11 protein-coding genes are annotated in these 14947 nt (G+C 38.7%); 3 read left to right on the forward strand and 8 right to left on the reverse strand.

All coding sequences use genetic code 11. The annotated features are described in order from the left end of the window. Nucleotides 1–103 precede the first annotated feature (103 nt). Genes ABD769_RS07375 through ABD769_RS07385 form a run of 3 tightly spaced genes read right to left on the reverse strand, consistent with a single transcriptional unit; the run spans nucleotide 104 to nucleotide 3300 of the window. Nucleotides 104–991: a polysaccharide deacetylase family protein gene (locus ABD769_RS07375; RefSeq protein ID WP_344850740.1), complete on the reverse strand. Its 888-nt coding sequence runs from the start codon at nucleotides 989–991 to the stop codon at nucleotides 104–106. Nucleotides 992–1002: 11 nt separating this feature from the next. Continuing rightward, a complete protein-coding gene (locus ABD769_RS07380) occupies nucleotides 1003–2364 on the reverse strand; it encodes a M1 family aminopeptidase (protein ID WP_344850741.1) in 1362 nt (453 codons plus the stop codon). A gap of 57 nt (nucleotides 2365–2421) precedes the next feature. Then, a complete protein-coding gene (locus tag ABD769_RS07385) occupies nucleotides 2422–3300 on the reverse strand; it encodes a polysaccharide deacetylase family protein (RefSeq protein WP_344850743.1) in 879 nt (292 codons plus the stop codon). A gap of 176 nt (nucleotides 3301–3476) precedes the next feature. On the opposite strand from ABD769_RS07385, the gene ABD769_RS07390 reads away from it, so the two are divergent. Then, a complete protein-coding gene (locus ABD769_RS07390; RefSeq protein WP_344850745.1) occupies nucleotides 3477–5984 on the forward strand; it encodes a S9 family peptidase in 2508 nt (835 codons plus the stop codon). Between the two features lie 485 nt (nucleotides 5985–6469). On the opposite strand, the gene ABD769_RS07395 is transcribed toward ABD769_RS07390, so the two are convergent. Continuing rightward, nucleotides 6470–7306, reverse strand: coding sequence for a M57 family metalloprotease (locus ABD769_RS07395; protein ID WP_344850747.1), 837 nt, complete (start codon nucleotides 7304–7306; stop codon nucleotides 6470–6472). Nucleotides 7307–7428: 122 nt separating this feature from the next. Between ABD769_RS07395 and ABD769_RS07400 the strand changes: the two genes are divergently transcribed. Then, complete coding sequence (locus ABD769_RS07400) at nucleotides 7429–10254, forward strand: S8 family serine peptidase (protein WP_344850749.1); 2826 nt, start codon at nucleotides 7429–7431, stop codon at nucleotides 10252–10254. A gap of 237 nt (nucleotides 10255–10491) precedes the next feature. Here ABD769_RS07400 and ABD769_RS07405 read toward each other — a convergent pair whose 3' ends face one another. Genes ABD769_RS07405 through ABD769_RS07415 form a run of 3 tightly spaced genes read right to left on the reverse strand, consistent with a single transcriptional unit; the run spans nucleotide 10492 to nucleotide 12155 of the window. Continuing rightward, nucleotides 10492–10908, reverse strand: coding sequence for a c-type cytochrome (locus ABD769_RS07405; protein ID WP_344850751.1), 417 nt, complete (start codon nucleotides 10906–10908; stop codon nucleotides 10492–10494). Between the two features lie 25 nt (nucleotides 10909–10933). After that, the gene (locus ABD769_RS07410) at nucleotides 10934–11395 is read right to left on the reverse strand and encodes a hypothetical protein (RefSeq protein ID WP_344850753.1); all 462 of its coding nucleotides are present in this window, start codon (nucleotides 11393–11395) and stop codon (nucleotides 10934–10936) included. Continuing rightward, complete coding sequence (locus ABD769_RS07415) at nucleotides 11361–12155, reverse strand: hypothetical protein (protein WP_344850755.1); 795 nt, start codon at nucleotides 12153–12155, stop codon at nucleotides 11361–11363. The genes ABD769_RS07410 and ABD769_RS07415 overlap by 35 nt, the downstream gene beginning before the upstream one ends. Before the next feature lie 307 nt (nucleotides 12156–12462). On the opposite strand from ABD769_RS07415, the gene ABD769_RS07420 reads away from it, so the two are divergent. Next, complete coding sequence (locus ABD769_RS07420; RefSeq protein WP_344850757.1) at nucleotides 12463–14115, forward strand: M28 family metallopeptidase; 1653 nt, start codon at nucleotides 12463–12465, stop codon at nucleotides 14113–14115. Between the two features lie 81 nt (nucleotides 14116–14196). Here ABD769_RS07420 and ABD769_RS07425 read toward each other — a convergent pair whose 3' ends face one another. Continuing rightward, on the reverse strand, nucleotides 14197–14799 hold the full coding sequence (locus tag ABD769_RS07425) for an outer membrane beta-barrel protein (RefSeq protein ID WP_344850759.1): 603 nt from the start codon (nucleotides 14797–14799) through the stop codon (nucleotides 14197–14199). Nucleotides 14800–14947 lie beyond the last annotated feature (148 nt).

A 14947-nucleotide genomic window follows, 5' to 3' on the forward strand; every position in this document is an offset into this window, starting at 1 on the left:
ACCATTCAACATTCAACATTCAAACTTCTCTTCAAACCTTTCAACATTCAAACTCCTCTTTCAACATTCAAACTTCTCCTTCAACTTCCCTTAATTAACCCCTCTACCTGGATTTTGTTTTATTAAAGCTCTTGTTAATGCTGTAATAAAGGTTTTTTGCGGTGTATCTTCCCGGGTCAATAATTCTTCTGATGGTGTAAAGCGGATAGTTTTCATCCCTTGCTGTAGACAGGATAAAAGCTGCCTTAAAACCATGTTCTTTTAACTTATGCAGGGTAGATGATTTGAAAACGCCGTATGGAAATGCAAAGTATTCTACTTTTTTTCCGGTAATCTGCTCCAGTTTTTTGGTGGGTTCATCAATTTGGGTAGTCCAGTCGGCATCTGTAAATTGAGCAAAGTTCTTATGGTCGTAGGTATGGCTGGCAATGGTATTTCCTTCGTCTGATAATTGTTTGATCTGCTCTTTCGTCATGTAATTAATCCGGCCTTTTTTGCCAATCGAAACCGTCATGATAAAATAAACCCCTTTGAAGCCATATTTTTTTAATGCGGCGTTACCAACAGTAAACTGATCTTCATCGGTATCATCGAAACTGATGATGATTGGTTTTTCAGGCAATTTAGCCCCATAAACAAGGTAATTGTATAAATCATCGGGCTGGATGGTATGGTAGCCGCTATCGGCCAGCATTTTAATGTGTTCGCGGAATTTATCCGGGGCGATAATATCATCGTGTGCCCTTTTACTATCGCTTGCAATGTTGTTCCTGATCTGGTGGTAGCAAAGTACAGGAACCTCCCTACGGGCCATAATGGTTTTATTATCAGCAGGTTTTGTATTCGTAGAATCTGTTTTAACCTGTTGTCCGCTGGTGCTGCTAACAACCGTTTTTTCCTTTTGCTTATTGCCCGAACAAGCCAGTGAAAATGAACCTAGAAACAGGATTGAGATCAGGGTATGGGCAGCTGGTTTTAAATGTGGATTCAATTTTTTATCATTTATTTAATCAAAGATACAGCGTTTTCGGAAAGGATAAAGTCTTTTTCGTAAGCATCCCATTCTTTTTGGGTGATGCCCGATTTTAAAGCATTTCTTTTAAAGAAATTATAATCGGTGAGTTCATTTTTATTGGTTAAACAGGTATTTAAGAATTTAAACATGCGTTTTTCTCCAATTATCTGCTCAAGGCCACGGAGCAAAAAAGGACCATAAGAGTAACGGTAAGTACCCGATATTTCATTAATCTCTTTAACGGCGTTTAAAGGTTTGGCCTTAAAGTTTTTCAATTGTTTTCCCCTCTCTGCAAAGTATTTGGTACTGAAGGTTTTTCCGAATTTTTCTTCGGCTGCTTTAACCGATAAATATTCGGCGGTCGATTCTAAGAAGAACCAGAACAAGGTTGAATTTGGCTGTAGCACATTTCCGAAATAGTAATGGCCAATTTCGTGTGCAATAAACGGATAATCGGTAGAATCTTTAAGTTTATGATGTTCTACATCAATCATATCGCCCAGTTTAATACCTGCAAATGCAATGGTTGGGAAAGCCACAAAACCCCAGCTTCGGCCTTTGTTAAATTTTTCTACCGGCGAATGCTCTATAAAAACATTTTTCGTATCATATGGGATCTTTAAAACCTTAAAATAATAGGCTTTCATTTCGGCAATATTATTTTCAAAAACCTCCAGTTGTTTATTGTCCATCTGGCTGTTTAAAAATAGTGCTCCTTTGGTTTTTTGTACGCCATAATCGCCCGCAAAGATCATAGGTGCAATGGGCACTTCAGATTTAAACCTGGCCACAGGTCCTGGTTTTGGCTGATCGCCGTTTATAAAAATCATTTTAGCATCCTTACTGGTCACCTCAATATCAAAAGTCATTTGCTCCATCTGCCTGTCGTTTTTGATGTCGTAAATAATAGGGTACCATTTAGACTGATCAGTGGCCCGCATGGTTTTTCCGTTAAAGGCAATCAAACCTTTAAAATCAATAAAATTGAGTGTATCGGTATAAATCGGGAAAGCCCCGGTATAAGTGATGTGCAGTTTGCCGGGGTTTACCATGGTACTGTCTTTATACAATGGGGCATAGGTTAAGCCTTCGCCACGCATGGCGCCACCATAAAAACCGCTGTATTTTAGGGTTTGGTTAACTGAATCTTTAATGGCTTTAATGTTAAAACCTTTGTTTAATAATAGCTGATAGTCTTTACCCAGGTTAGGGATATTGCTCAAAACAAAATCGCAGGTAATCTGCCCTGTGGCCATTACCACCTCAACTTTTCCGCTTAGGTGCGGGGTTTGCGCATATATTTTAAAAAACTGGACTAATAAGAAGGCGAGTAACGCTAATTTTTTCATATAAATTGGTGGTTCGGTATCAAAAGAAAATCCCGGTGCAAAAACCGGGATTTTTTGTTAAAAACTATTTTTAATGCTGTTGCTTAATGTTTTTGGCGACCAGTAACCGCTGGCAATAATTCTTCGGATGGTAAACAACGGATCCTTTTCGTCGCGTTTGGTTGATAGCTGGTATGCCATTCTGAAACCACGTTTTTTCAGTTCAGGGATGCCTTCAGCGTTCCATAAACCAAAAGGATAGGCAAATTCGGTCATTTTTTTACCTGTAATTTCTTCCAGTTTTTTGGTTGGTTTATCCAACTGTTCTTCCCAATCTTTACCTGCATATTTTTTAAAGTTTTTATGGTCGTAAGTATGGCTGCCAATGATGTTCCCTTCATCAGAAAGCTGTTTAATCTGCTCTCTGGTCATATAATCAACAAATTTCCCTTTTTTGCCGATCGAAACTGTCATGATAAAATATACCGCTTTATAACCCAGTTTTTCTAAAGTTGGGCGTACAACGGTAAACTGGTCCATGTCGGTATCATCAAAAGTTAGCATAATGGGTTTGCTCGGTAAGGCAGCACCTGTGTTTAGGTAAGCATAAAGTTGGTCGGGCAAAATGGTGTGGTAACCGCTATCGGCCAGCATTTTCATCTGGTCTTTAAAATTCTGAATTTCTACAATATAATCCTTTCCTACTTTTCCATCAGTTGGTTTCCAGTTTCTTACCTGGTGATAACATAAGATAGGTACCTGTTTTCTGGCCAGGATGGTTTTGGCGTCAGCCACTTTTATTTTAGAAACATCAACCTGTGTTGCGGTGCTTGCTGTTGTTTTAGTGGTTTGTGCAGTAGAATCTTTATCAGCAGATTTTTCGGTTTGAGACTTAGACTGGCAGCTGGCAAATAAAATTGCACCGGCTGTTAAAATGGTTAAAAAGCTATATTTCATTATCAGGGATGTATGGCTACAAAACTATAAATTCTGTTAATTATTTAGGTGTTAAAATAAATTGTGTTAATAATTATTTTACATTAAAGAAATTGTGCTAACTATCGCTTTTATTACATATTAAAGCATGTTTAATATCCTATTATTAAATAATTTAGCAGCTCAAACAAATTTTGATGAATAAACTTTATAAACTCCTGTTGTGTGCGCAGTTTTTATCCTTAACTGTAGCGGCACAAACCAAAACATTTACCATAACCGAAAATATCCAGCCGCAACCTAAGGCAAATTATCAGCTGGCCTCGCGTTTTTCGCCAAATAAACTAAAGAAAATGGTTTATTCTACTGCGGTTGATCCGCATTGGCTAAAACTGAGTAACCGTTTCTGGTACACTTTCGAAAGTCCGAAAGGGAAATTCTGGTACCTGGTAGATCCCGCTTCGAAAAGCAAAAAAGTGATGTTCGATAATTCGAAGCTGGCAGCAGATATTACGCTGATTGTACGCGATCCCTTTGATGCGGAGCATCTGCCACTCGAAAACCTGAAATTTGCTGCAGATGAAAAAAGCATTTCTTTCGAGATCAAAAGCAGTGTAGATGAACTGAAAAAAGACCGTAAAGACAAAAAAGCTGCAGATTCGATGCAGAAAAAAATCTATTCTTTTAAATATGAACTGGCTACCGCTAAATTAACCGAGTTGCCAAATTTCAGCAAACCAAAACCTAAACCAGCCTGGGGCTCGGTAGCACCAGATTCGTCGGCCATTATCTTCTCCCGTAACTACAACCTTTACTGGATGGATAAGGAGAATTATAAAAAAGCGGTTAAAAACGAAGACGACAGCACCATTGTAGAGCACCAGCTTACCAAAGATGGGGTTAAGTTTTATTCGTACGGAAGTGATGGCGATGGCGAAAACAACGTAGAAAACGAAAAGAACAATAAAAAACGCCGTGGTGCTTATGTACTTTGGTCGCCAAATTCGAAATATTTTGTGTTGGACCGGACCGATTCTCGCAAGGTGAAAGATCTGTGGGTGATTAACAGTGTTACACCGGGCCGCCCCACATTGGAAACCTATAAATACCAGATGCCGGGAGAGGCCGAAGCACCACAGGATGAAGTTTTACTGTTCGATTTTGCCGCAAAATCTTACAAAAAACTGAGTGTTGCCGCTTTTAAAGATCAGAGTGTTTCCGTTTGGAGCAAACCTTCTTTAAATAAAGACCGCGATAATGAATTCCGCCCATCCATCTGGTTGGGTAACAACAGCCATTTTTACTTTTCGCGCACCAGCCGCGATTTAAAGCGTATTGATATTGGTACGGTTGATATTGCGACAGGTAAGGTTACGCCAATCATCGACGAACGTTTTAATACCTATGTTGAGGTTAACCGTCCGGGTTTGGTAAACGATGGTAAAGAACTGATTCACTGGAGCGAGCGCGATGGCTGGGCACATTTTTATCTTTTTGACGGAAACGGTAAATTGAAAAACCAGATTACCAAAGGTGCTTTTCACTGCGAGAGTATTGTAAATATTGATGAGAAAAAACGCATTCTCTATTTTACCGCCAACGGACGTGAGGGAAAAGAAGATCCTTATTACCTGCATTTGTACAGCATTAATTTTGACGGTTCGAACATGAAATTGTTAAATGCGGGCGACTTTGACCATCTGGCCAACATGAACGATAACAATACTTATTTTGTTGATAATTACTCGAGGGTAAACACGGCGCCGAAAGCTACTTTATATGATGGAAGCGGTAAAAAGATTATGGATCTTGAAACGACAGATCTTTCTTTATTAATGGCTGCGGGATATAAGTTCCCTGAAACCTTTAAAGTGAAGGCAGATGACGGCATTACCGATTTATATGGGGTTATGTATAAACCTTTCGATTTCGATCCGAACAAAAAATATCCTATTATTGAGTATGTGTACCCAGGACCACAAACTGAAGCGGTAAATAAAGCATTCAGCAAAAGCATGGACCGTACCGAGCGTTTAGCTCAGTTTGGTTATATCGTAATTACGGTAGGTAACCGTGGTGGTAATCCTTCGCGTTCTAAATGGTACCACACTTATGGTTACGGTAATCTCCGCGATTATGGTTTGGCAGATAAAAAAACAGCGATCGAGCAACTGGCAGCGAAATATTCGTATATCGACGAATCTAAAGTGGGCATTACAGGTCACTCGGGTGGTGGTTTTATGTCCACAGCCGCCATGCTGGTTTATCCTGATTTCTTTAAAGCTGCGGTTTCAAATGCGGGTAACCACGATAACAGCATTTATAACCGTTGGTGGAGCGAGAAACACCATGGCGTAAAAGAAACGATCTCTTTAAAAGGCGATACTTCTTTTAAATACAGCATTGATAAAAACCCTGATCTGGCTAAAAACCTGAAAGGACATTTATTGCTGATGCATGGTGATGTAGATAATAACGTGCATCCTGCAAACTCAATCCGTGTGGCTAACGCGTTGATGAAAGCGGGTAAACGCTTCGATTTTCTGATTATTCCAGGTCAGCGCCATGGTTTCGGAGATATGACGGAGTATGCTTTCTGGAAACTGGCCGATCATTTCAATAAATATTTAATCGGTGATTTTTCTGAACCAAGCGATGTGGATCTGGTTGAAATGGACAGGGATATTGAGCAGAATGGGAAGTAGAAATTAATTAAAATACCCATGGTTTGTGTTGCCACAGATCATTTGAAGAAGTTTAATAATGGCCTGTGGAAACACAGGCCATTTTTTATGCCGATAGCCTAGGTTCTTGTCTCCACGAACCGTTTTAGCTACCAGGAAACTATGTAGTGTCTTAACGTTTATGTTTTTTTGAAAAACAAGGTACTGTAGTTCTTCGGTTAGGGTAGTCCTGCTATTGCCTATAGTCCCGATTGGGCCGCTACTGCTAACTTACAAAGTCTGCTCTATGCCAGTTGCTGCTAATGTCATTAGTTAATTCGCAATTTTATAATTATTTGGATTAAGATTCCCAATCAGGTTGAGAATGACATAACGAATTAAAAAATACCTCCGTGTTAATCCGTGCATCCGTGGCTGAAAAAACAGCCCCATAAAAAAAGCCTCCCGACTTTTACGTCAGAGAGGCCTTTTCTTAGGTTTTTAGGTAATCCTTGGGTGTTTTGATCTTATTTGTACAGGTAATTAATTGCAATTACGTCGTTTGCATTAAAGGTGCGGTTACCACCATTAGAACAGGCTAACATAAATGAAGCAGCATCCGGAGCAGAAGGAGTTCCAGGGATTCTTACCGCACCAATATTAGATGCGCCTTCGTTTCCTGCACCGCTTGAACCACAGCTAAAAGCACGGTTCATGTAATCTGTATGGCGGAAACCAATACAGTGACCAACCTCGTGTTGAAGAACGGATGCCAGGTACAATAAATTAGGGTTTGTACCATAGGCTGCAGCGTTGGTGTTCATTTTTACCTGACTATATGGCGCACCTGATGAAGTAGGGAAGCCCGATGAGCCTAAAGTAATGAAACCACCGCTCGGACCTTCGTTAAAGCCAACAATATCGATGTTTCCTTTTGCACCGGCACTAGCCCTTTGGAAAGTAAGGCGTAAACCCAATGAGTTATATCTCGAAATCATGGTGTTTACTGCATCGCTATATACCTGTGGTAAATTGGTAACTGATACTGTAACAACACGTGGTAAAGATTTAACAACGTTTGTGGTTCGGTACTGCTCAGTTTCGGCAATGTTTAAATTTGCGCCTGCAGATGGTTCAGTTAAATTATCATCTGTTAAAAGGATGTCGCCTTCTACCAGATATCCTTCGTCTATCTTACGGACATTGTCTGTACTAAAGCCTAATGATTTGATCTGTGATAATTTGTCGGCTGAAATGTCAGTCTTGTTTTCTACTGCATTCTCTGTATTATTACTCTTACAAGAATATAAAGTAGTGAATAAAAGACATGCGGCTGCAATGGATAAAAATTGGGATGTTTTCATCTTGATTTAGGTTTGATTTTTTTAAATTGAATAAGTTAGTTAATAATGTTTGTGGATTACCTAATAAATCCTAATTTAGGGAAGATATTCGATGTAATCAAAATTTTATAATAAAATAATATTTGAAAGTCAGCACTGTATTTTTAGTTGTATGTTTTTGTCTGTCTGCATTTCGTTTAAACGCACAGATACAACCTGTAGGAATAGAAAAAAAAATTGAAAAATATATTTCTAAAACCTCAACTTCTTTAAAATTAAGTGAAGATCAGCCAGTTTTGGTTAGATTTAACCATGTATTAAGTCCTGCAGAAATCAGGTCATTAAATCCTAAAAAAAGACTTTCCGGCGATTATTTTATTGTGCAAAAATCTGCCATTTCGAGCCTCTCTAATAGTGTGGTTTATCAGCAACAGGCTAATGCGCTCTGGAAGGTAAGCGAGCGGCTGATGAAAGTGCTGGATAAAGCAGGTAAAAAGAACGATTCTGTTCTGGTGAGGTTAGCCGTAAAAAATGTGGAGACATTATCCGGTGTAGCCCGATCCTTAAATATAAAATCAGTAGATAAAGTCAATAATATTTACACTATTAATGTGTTGCCAGCTGATTTAATGGCGCTATTGGAAAAAGAAGAGATTTTATATGCTGATGTTTTGCCCGTAGCTAAAGAAGAAGTTGTTATTAACGGCCTCGACCTGGGTTTAAATCAGATTTCGAATGCGCACAGCCTTTTTCCTGGTATTGATGGCACAGGAATTAACCTTTCACTTAAAGAACAGATGTATGATGCAACTGATCTTGATTTATTAGGAAAAACGGTACCAGGTGCAATTACCGGTTCAGTGCCCACTACCCACGCCACCATTATGGCTACTTTGGCACTCGGAAGCGGCAATTCCTTTATCCGCGGTTTGGGCGCTGCACCTAAGGCTAAATTGGCCTATGCTGATTTTTCGAACCTGATGCCCGATGCAGCCAGCGAACTGGCTAAACTTAGAATCAGTATTCAGAACCATTCTTACGGTACTGATATAGATAACGATTATGGCATGGAGGCTGCGGCCTACGATAAACAGATTTTTGAAACCGATACGCTGATCCACGTTTTTTCTGCAGGAAATAAAGGAACATCAACACCATCGGTTGGTTTATATCAGGGCATAACTGCCAGGGCTAATTTAACGGGCAATTTTAAACAGGCCAAAAATTTATTGGTCATCGGCGGCATCAACAGGGAAAATGTTTCCGAAAGTTTGAGCAGTAAAGGCCCGGCTTATGATGGACGCGTAAAACCGGAGCTTGTAGCCCTGGGAGAAGACGGAACATCGGGTTCGGCAGCGATTACCAGCGGATCCATCGCTTTACTGGAGCAGTTTTATCAGCAGAAATATAAAAAAGCTGCTTCAGCGGCACTCATCCGGGCAACTTTGATTAACGCTGCAGACGATTTAGGAGCGCCACAGGTCGATTATTTGTATGGCTATGGGAAGTTAAATGTGTCTCAATCGTTAAAAACTTTGGATGAAAACCGGGTTGCTTTATATAACGTAGCTAAAAATCAGGATCTGGTGGTGCCCTTAACTGTTCCTGCAAATGTGGCCGAAGTTAAATTAACCATAACCTGGAATGATCCCCCCGCTACGGTAAATGCCGCTCAAAGTTTGGTAAATGGTTTGGATTTAAGTCTCGAAAATCCGTCCGGAAGTATAACCCTTCCCTGGGTTTTAAGCACCTATCCTGATTTAGATTCGCTTGCAAAGCCAGCGGTACGTAAAGCAGATCTGATTAATACGGCACAACAGGTTAGTGTGGATAATCCTGATGCAGGCACTTACAATATTCATATTAAAGGCAACCGAATATCACAAGGAAACAATCAGACAGTTGCACTGGCTTATCAATTTAAGCTTAAAAATACTTTTTCTTTTATCAGTCCTGACCAAAACGGATATTTTTTTGCTAATGAAGGCAATTATATCCGTTGGGAGAATACCTATTCTGCTAAAACCGGAAATCTATCGGTAAGTTACGATGATGGAGCAACATGGAAATCAATTGCGCAGAATGTTGACCTTAGCAAAGGTTTTTACAACTGGACTGCGCCAGATCAGTTTTCGAAAGCGATCATCAGGATGGAGGTTGAAGGCAATACGATACAAAGCCAGCCTTTTGTGATTTCGAGTCCACGCACTTTAAAGGTGGGTTATGTATGTAAAGATGGTATTGTACTTAACTGGAATCCACAACCTGGGGCCAAAGATTATACACTTTATCATGTTACAGATAACGTGCTTACCCCATTATTAACCCTTACCGATACCATTACCAAAATTGATATCAGTAAAATTTCAGGTAAGTATTTTGCTGTTGCAGCTAACGGAGCAGGTTTTACAGGTTTAAAAAGTTATTCTATCGATTATTCGCAGCAGGGAATTGCCTGTTACGTAAAGAATTTATTCGCGACAGTAGCCGATGATAACCGCATCAGGGTTGATCTGAACATCGGCAGTACGCTGGACCTGAAGAACATCATCTGGGAAAAACAGACGGGACCCAATACTTTTAGTGTTTTACAGCAAACCAAACCAATTTCAAACCAACTCGATTATGCCATTTTTGATGATAAACCCAAAGAAGGCATTCAGTTTTACCGGGTAACTTTCGAAACGGCCAGCGGGCAGGTGCAGAGCGACCTCGTTTCGGTGGTTTTCCTCAAGGCAGATCAATTTTCTTTCTTTCCCAATCCGGTAACTGATTATTTAACCATTTTAAGCGGATCATTCGAAGATTACAGCCTTTCTATCTTTAATATTTTAGGGCAAAAGGTTTTCGAAGAAAAAGCCACAAGCTCGAATAAATTTGCGCTTAATGCACTTTCTTCAGGTATTTATGTTGGTGTAATCAATAAAAACGGACAGCAGTTGAAGAAATTTAAGCTGATTAAGAGATAGCGGAGAAGGTTAATTTAAACCAGCGTTGGAAAAGTGATAAGATATAATCTTATTTCTCATGTTCCGCAAGTATCAATTAATGATATGGATTTTAGTTGCTGTTTTTATTATGATTTGTATAGCCAATAATAAGGAAATACCTAAACTTAGCTTTGTTATATTAAAATCCATTGGTGGGAGAGTTTAGAACTTACGCTTATTTTTCAGGTATGGTATCTTTAACATCTTCAGGGGTTCTTAATATGTACACATGTGGCGATTATATTCTTTTACATAGTGAATTAGGTTTTTGCGGTCACATTCCGATAGACTATCAATTTTTTCAAGCCGTTGTTTTGCAATTGGAGCATCTTTATATAAACTAAGATTTTTTTTATGCTTAATGATGAACAAAAAATCTCTTAATTTTAAACTATCCATGTCAGAAACCTCTTTCATGGTAAACACATTAGGTCCAACTCTTTCATCTGCTAAAGTGTGGCAACTTGTGCAGCTAATACCTCGTCCAAGCTTCTCGGCCTTTTCTGTATCTACTTTACAGGTGTCAGTTTTGTTTTTAACCAGCACATCAGTTTTATCATTGTTTCTGCAACTTAAAGCAATTAAAACCATTAATAAACTACCTAAACTTAGCTTTGTTATATTAAAATCCATTGGTGGGAGAGTTTAGAACTTACGCTTATTTTTCAGGTATGGTATCATTAACATCTTCAGGGGTTCTTAATATGTAAACATGTGGGCGATTGTATTCTTTAATATAATGGATCAGGTTTTTTCTATCGCAATCTGATAAACTATCTAAAGTCTTAATTTTATGATTTAAGAATGGTTCCTTTTTGAAGTATCCTTTATGCTTGCTAATGAAGATAAAGTCTCTTAGTTTTAGGCTGTCTATTTTTGATAGCTCAAAGTAAGAAGGTACGTGAGAATAAATTCTTTTTTCCTGTTGAGCATGACAACTTCTGCAGCCGATACTAAATTCTAGCTCACTTCCTTTTGCAGGGTATAAAGCACCGCAAGTATCGGCTAACATTTTAGCATGATTTTTAGTGGTTACTTCTTTATTTTCACCTGTACAGCCAATAATAAATAAGATAATTAAGAAACTACCTAAAATTAGCTTTGTTATATTTAAATCCATTGGTGGGGTTGTTTAAAAATTTCCGTAAATTTTCTGCTGTATTTAAAGTTGGGTTGGCATAAGCACCATCAGACATATCAACCAAACCTCTCATTAAGTATGCATTCATTATTGATAATTCACTCAATGAAATCATGTTATTGTTTATACCTGCAACTTCGGCCATTAGACTTTTTCTGCTTGAAGCTCCCTTAATATGTTCTAAACCTAAAGTATGAAAAAATTCGTGCATACTAATATTCGGATATTTACACCAGTCGTTGTAAACAACAGTAGCTGGCCCTCCTTGTCTTAATGTTAATCCGCTTGTAGTTAAATTATCAGTTTTGAAACCAATCCGATCTACCACTGCCAAAACAAAATCATTACCTGATAATTGGCTTAATCTGTTAATTTTTTTAAGTTTTACAATGTAATTAATCCTATACCGAACGTTATATGTTGCCATGGTGTTTATATTAAATTTGTTGGCCTTTGTATCATAATTCGATAAATATCTGTTATACTCCATCGTTTCTCCCCTAAGCTTATTGGTAATATTGTGCTGGGTATATGCCATTAAGCTATTTAGTTTAGGCGCCCCAGTTGAGGTTAACTCAAACACTTTTATGGTAATCGTTACATCGCCTGTTACCAAAAGCTCGGGCATTTTGCCGGGCATATGCGATTGCTGTATCCTTAATCCATTACAGGTAATGCCGCCAGAAAGTTTTCTGCCCTGGGCAAAAGAAACCTTCACTAATAATTGACCGAGCGTCACTTTGGCTAATTATTAATACTTCGGTGAGCTGTAAAAGATGTTTCAGTAGTCGGTAAAATCTGAACCAATAACCGGTTCAATAGGTGCAGGTCGTTTTTCATCCGTTTAAATTTTAAATAATCAAAAAATAATGTGGGATGAATACGTTTTAAGGGATAGTTTTGATAAAAACGTAAACTAATATACAAATAAATAAAATATATGTGCCTGATCACTTAGAACAATATTCAGTTACAGTTAATCTATTTAGCATTTTCTTCGTATTTTTCAGCAAATGCGATCAATAAATAAAACCAATTCCTTATAAATGAAAAAAATACTACTATTTTCAGGCTGTGCGCTCCTTTTCTTTGGCGCTTGTAAACAAAGTGTTCAAAGTAGCATTGATGGTGCCGATTCTTTAGCGATAAAAGCCATTAACGATTCCAGTTTAACTCAATACCTATCTGTAATTGCGGCCGATAGCTTGCAAGGAAGAAAACCCTTTACCAATGGCGAAACCAAAACAATCAATTATCTGAAAGTGCAGTTCGAAAAACTGGGTTTGGCCCCAGGTAATGGCAATAGTTTTTTTCAGGAAGTGCCTATGGTCGAGATTAAATCTATACCGGAAGATAAAATGGTATTTAAAGGGAAAACTGCTTCATTAACCTTAAATTATCTAACCGATTTTGTAGCAGGTACCAGAAGGGTTCAAAACGAAGTCAGCATTAGTAATTCGCAGCTAATTTTTGCCGGTTATGGTATTGTGGCTCCGGAATACGGCTGGAATGATTATGCCAATCTGGATGTAAAAGGAAAAACAGTAGTGGTACTGATCAATGATCCGGGTTTTGCCGATTCAACTTTGTTTAAGGGTAAAAACATGACTTATTATGGTCGGTGGACTTATAAGTTTGAAGAAGCTGCCCGGCAGGGTGCTACAGGGATTATTATTGTACACGATACTGAGCCTGCAGCTTACCCCTGGACGGTGGTGCGCAGCGGCTGGTCGAAATCGAAACTTACTTTGCAAAGTGAAGATAATGGCATGAACCGGGCTGTAGTAGAAGGCTGGATCACTTTAGATAAAGCGAAACAACTTTTTGCAATGGATGGTAAATCTTTCGATCAGCTGGCTTTAAGTGCACGTAAAAAAGGTTTTAAAGCAGTCGATTTGAATATGACCACATCGTTAAAGGTTAAAAATACCATCAAAAATTCAGTTACCTATAATGTGTTGGCTAAGATACCGGGCGACAAGCGTAAAGATGAAGCCATCATTTATTCAGCCCATTGGGATCATTTGGGTGTGGGAGAGAAGATAAAGGGCGATTCTATTTATAATGGCGCTGTTGATAATGCCACCGGAGTTGCTGCATTATTCGAAATAGCCTCTGCATTTAAGAAATTACCCAAAGCACCAGGCCGGACCATTCTATTTATTTCGTACACGGCAGAAGAACAGGGTTTGCTGGGATCGGAGTTTTATGCCAAACATCCTGCTGTTCCTTTAGCCAAAACTGTGGCCAATATTAATATGGATATGATGGGAATTGCCGGTAAAACGAAAGATATTGTGGTATATGGCTTTGGACAATCTGAGCTGGAAGATTATGCTGCCGAATCTGCTAAAAAGCAGGGGAGGGTAATTGTGCCTGATCCTGTGCCTTCATCAGGCCTGTATTATCGTTCTGATCATTTTAACCTGGCCAAGGTTGGTGTACCCTCTCTATTTACCGGCTCGGGTGTAGATAATATTAAAAATGGCAGGGAGTGGGGCTTAAAGCAGGTGGCCGATTTTACGAAGTTCCGCTACCATTCGCCACAGGATAATTTTGATGCCAAAACCTGGGATTTATCAGGAATTATCGAAGATGTGCGCATGCTTTTTGATTTGGGCTACCGCATCAGTAATGAAGATTCCTATCCGAAATGGAAAGAGGGATCTGAATTTAAAGCCATCAGAGAAAAGAAATAAAAGCAAAAAGCGCCCCGATTTATAACCGGGACGCTTCTTGAAAAAAGTCATTTATTAAACATTCCCCGAAAGGAGGTTTAATTAAAAGTAGAACTGAACACCTAATCTTGGTGCAAAAGTATCAGCGTTTAAGCCAAAGCTGTTTGATTTTACTTTAGCACCTGTTCCTTCAGCCTTAACGGTATAGTTATCATAGCTTAAACCTTTAACTGAAAGTTCGATACCGATTTTTTTAGTTGGGAAGAAAGCAAAACCCGGAGCAACTTCTACACCGATGTTAGTTGTAGTACCCACTTTAACTGCGTTATCGCCGTTGGCATCAGTTACTTTTAACTGACCGAAAGCCAAAGGCACAGATAATTGTCCGAAGAATTTAAACTGATCTGATAAACCAACATAGTAACGACCAAAAGGAGCAACTTTAAAAGCGCCGTTTTGTGTTCTTTCGCTTACTGTTTTATTGTATTCGTAACCAACACCGGTACCGATTGCAAAATTATTGCTGATAAAATAACCAACACTTGGTAATACGGTGAAGCTGAAATCTGCTTTTGGAGCGCCATCAACTTTTGTAGAGTTTACACCTACATTACCACCTAACATAAAATTTCCTTTTTCAGTTTGTGCTTTTGCACCATAAACTAAACCTGCTACTGCTACTAAAGATAATAATAGTTTTTTCATCTTTTTTATTATTTATTTGTTATTAAAATATAGTCAATTTTACTATTTTAATGTCTGACTATATTCGCCTAAAAGTCAACACTTGTGCCAAAAAACATTGCCTGCGTCATCAAAAAATCAGTTTTTGGCTAACTCCTTAGTCCACAAA

Origin of the sequence: Pedobacter jeongneungensis, assembly GCF_039538295.1 — a bacterium.
Taxonomy (GTDB): domain Bacteria; phylum Bacteroidota; class Bacteroidia; order Sphingobacteriales; family Sphingobacteriaceae; genus Pedobacter; species Pedobacter jeongneungensis.

Excerpts from the sequence above, each read along its gene's own strand:
- ABD769_RS07380 (WP_344850741.1), bottom strand. The coding sequence starts at position 2,364 with ATGAAAAAATTAGCGTTACTCGCCTTCTTATTAGTCCAGTTTTTTAAA.
- ABD769_RS07385 (WP_344850743.1), bottom strand. The coding sequence starts at position 3,300 with ATGAAATATAGCTTTTTAACCATTTTAACAGCCGGTGCAATTTTATTT.
- ABD769_RS07390 (WP_344850745.1), top strand. The coding sequence starts at position 3,477 with ATGAATAAACTTTATAAACTCCTGTTGTGTGCGCAGTTTTTATCCTTA.
- ABD769_RS07395 (WP_344850747.1), bottom strand. The coding sequence starts at position 7,306 with ATGAAAACATCCCAATTTTTATCCATTGCAGCCGCATGTCTTTTATTC.
- ABD769_RS07405 (WP_344850751.1), bottom strand. The coding sequence starts at position 10,908 with ATGGATTTTAATATAACAAAGCTAAGTTTAGGTAGTTTATTAATGGTT.
- ABD769_RS07410 (WP_344850753.1), bottom strand. The coding sequence starts at position 11,395 with ATGGATTTAAATATAACAAAGCTAATTTTAGGTAGTTTCTTAATTATC.
- ABD769_RS07420 (WP_344850757.1), top strand. The coding sequence starts at position 12,463 with ATGAAAAAAATACTACTATTTTCAGGCTGTGCGCTCCTTTTCTTTGGC.
- ABD769_RS07425 (WP_344850759.1), bottom strand. The coding sequence starts at position 14,799 with ATGAAAAAACTATTATTATCTTTAGTAGCAGTAGCAGGTTTAGTTTAT.